Source organism: Leptospira ryugenii (assembly GCF_003114855.1).
Classification (GTDB): domain Bacteria; phylum Spirochaetota; class Leptospiria; order Leptospirales; family Leptospiraceae; genus Leptospira_A; species Leptospira_A ryugenii.
Genome location: NZ_BFBB01000017.1, coordinates 1 through 2,652 on the forward strand (window position 1 = coordinate 1; position 2,652 = coordinate 2,652).

The window sequence follows — 2,652 nt, forward strand, 5'->3', positions numbered from 1 at the left end:
AAATTGCTATGGCGTATAACGAACTAGACTTACCGAAGTTCCCCGACCCTGAGTCCCTGCGGGACGTTAGGGACTGGCATGTTGCTTGCGTAAGCAAGGCGAATGCCAGAAGGGGAATTTGCCGGAGGCCGAGCGAGGGCTTGTCCCGAGGCGTAGCGGTAAGTCGCTGTTATACGCTGTGCTTCTAGTTTACGCTGCTATTGTTTCACTTGAATTAGAATAAAATGCTCTAAATACCTCGTCGTTGAGTCTTCTAAGAAGTTTCAAATAATTCCAGTAAAATGGAAATGAACCAAGTAGTAAGATAAAAGGAACTAAACAAGGAATTGGGTAATTTCTAGATGTTAAAATAAATACTGAGAATAATGCTGAGAGTAGAAATGCGTAACTGATATTTCGATTGAATCCGTAGAGATTTAAAAAGTGCATGGATCTTGCAAATGCATTTGGACAATTTTGAGCAACATATTCAAATGATAACCAAAAATAATCACTTGAAGTTGGGTTATTTAAATCAAACTTGCTCTTGAAGCGTTCTTGGAATTTGTTTTTGAAATCCTCTGAATAAGGTCTAAAATATTTCCTTATTAAAAATGGCCAAAAACCTGTTTTCTGTTCGTTAAAAAGAATGTGCGCAGGATATCCAAGAATAAATTCTACAAAGAATCTTTCTCCAATGAGTGAGGAAATAGAAGCGATAAGATGTCCAGATATATATGCAACTAAAAGTGAAGTTGCTGATATGAACCAAGGATATGTTTTCAATATTCCTTCAAATTGACTAAATATAATCAATTTTTCTAATAAGTTTAAGGGAGTATCCGAATTGAGGAATGAATAAGATATTCGTGTGGCATCTAAACTTAATATAATTGTCATCCAGAATACAATTCCTGGTAACAAATATCCGAAAAAATCATATAATGTAAATGGAAGAGTTAGGTTATTAATTGTTGTTGGTAAAGATTTGGATTCGCTCATTATTCTTAAATATTCTGTAATTAAGTTAGTATTTGAATATTAGCTCTTGATTTATCTTTTAACAAATATCTGATATTCGCATTTCTTTTTCTCTCTGAGAAAAACGCATCTTGTGCTTCCCAAAGAATCCATATAGATTTAATTTCCGTATCTTTATGATAATTGACCACTATATAATTTTCCCCTTCAATAATAGAGGATTGATTAATTGATAGTCCGTTATTTTTACAAATTTTAACTTCCCATCGTTCTCTACCTCTGGAAAGATCATTATGACCTAAGCCTTTATTAAATGTTTTACAATGTTGTATTATCGAACTTTCGATTTTTTCGGACAAATCTCTTGCAATTACTCCAGCTGAAAGAGGTTTAAATCCATATTCTTGATAAATGGGTGTAATTGCATCATATAAATTCTTAAGTTTCATAAAAGCCGATTCGACTGCAATTATTATGCCTTTTTTTTCAATCTCCGAAATGTTTCCATAGCTCTTAGGAATTATAACTGAATTATTTTCTTCGAAGGGCAAATAGTTTGGTTTTTTTTCTTCCATACCTCTCTTTAATATATTTTAAAAATTAATCAATCATTAAATAACATGCGTTATGTCTCAGATTGAAGCATAGCGTATAACGAAAAGGCTACACGACGTTGTCCGTAGCTGAGCCTACGGAGTAGGCGTTAGCGTCGGCGCGACTTCTTGCATCGCAAGAAGCGTGACGGAGGACAATGTGCCTTTAGGCCAAGCGAGGGCTAGTCCCGAGCGAAGCGTGTCAGCCGCAGTTATACGAAGTAGCTGAACAAAAATCAGAGTGAAATTCCTAGACTAAAATTTATATACGCTTCCACAGCTTTACCTTCATTCTTAAAAAGACTTTGAAAGATTGGAAGATTAAATAGAATATTACTTCTAACGAAGCTGTCTGGAGATTGAGAACTATAAATAAAAGTGTATTGATCACTTTTATTATTGAGAAGAAATACTGGACCTCCAGATAGAGTAAAGAAAGTTCCGTTCTCTAAACTTAATTTAAGTCCAAATCCAGGAGAGAAATACAAAGTAGAAGAATATTTAGTAACAAAACTAGTATAAGTAAATTCCTGAGAAATGGAGGATCCTTGATAAATACCTAAAAGCTGAGTTTGATTTTCAACAGAAGGTAAAACTCCGATAGTAGAATAAAATTGAAGGGAGAATCAAACAGAAAGTAATTATAAAAAATTTTTCCTGAATTTCGTTTATATATGAATGATTCATTAAATTCTAACAAAGATTGTGATAAAGGGAGAAAAATAGGATTTTCGCTTGTTCTGAAACGAGAATTAATAAAATCAAATCCTAATTCATGATTAGCATTAAAAGTATAAGTTAATCCAATGAAAGGAACAGAAAAGTAATTAGAAACACTATTTAAACCGAGATTTACGGAAAGAGGCTTTTGAATTCGATATTGTTTTTGACTCTCAAAGAAAGATTGCGCTGAATTTTCCGTGTAAGCAAAAATCATTAAGATTAATCCAATTGCAAAATTGATCTTCATTTTTTATATCTATCCTAAGGTAAAATTGTTCGGTATGACTTCAGGAGATAGGTAACGGTTAAGCGGCAGTAGAAGGGTAACGCTTTTTAGTAACCTTTCTTGGTTTATGATCTTTGTATGCATTAGGGT

At 33.4% G+C, this 2,652-nt stretch carries 2 protein-coding genes; both read right to left on the reverse strand.

The window, feature by feature from the left end; translation table 11 throughout:
• Positions 1-189 precede the first annotated feature (189 nt).
• A complete protein-coding gene (locus DI060_RS18760) occupies positions 190-981 on the reverse strand; it encodes a hypothetical protein (RefSeq protein WP_108978543.1) in 792 nt (263 codons plus the stop codon).
• A 20-nt stretch (positions 982-1,001) separates the two neighbouring features.
• A complete protein-coding gene (locus DI060_RS18765) occupies positions 1,002-1,535 on the reverse strand; it encodes a hypothetical protein (RefSeq protein WP_108978544.1) in 534 nt (177 codons plus the stop codon).
• Positions 1,536-2,652 lie beyond the last annotated feature (1,117 nt).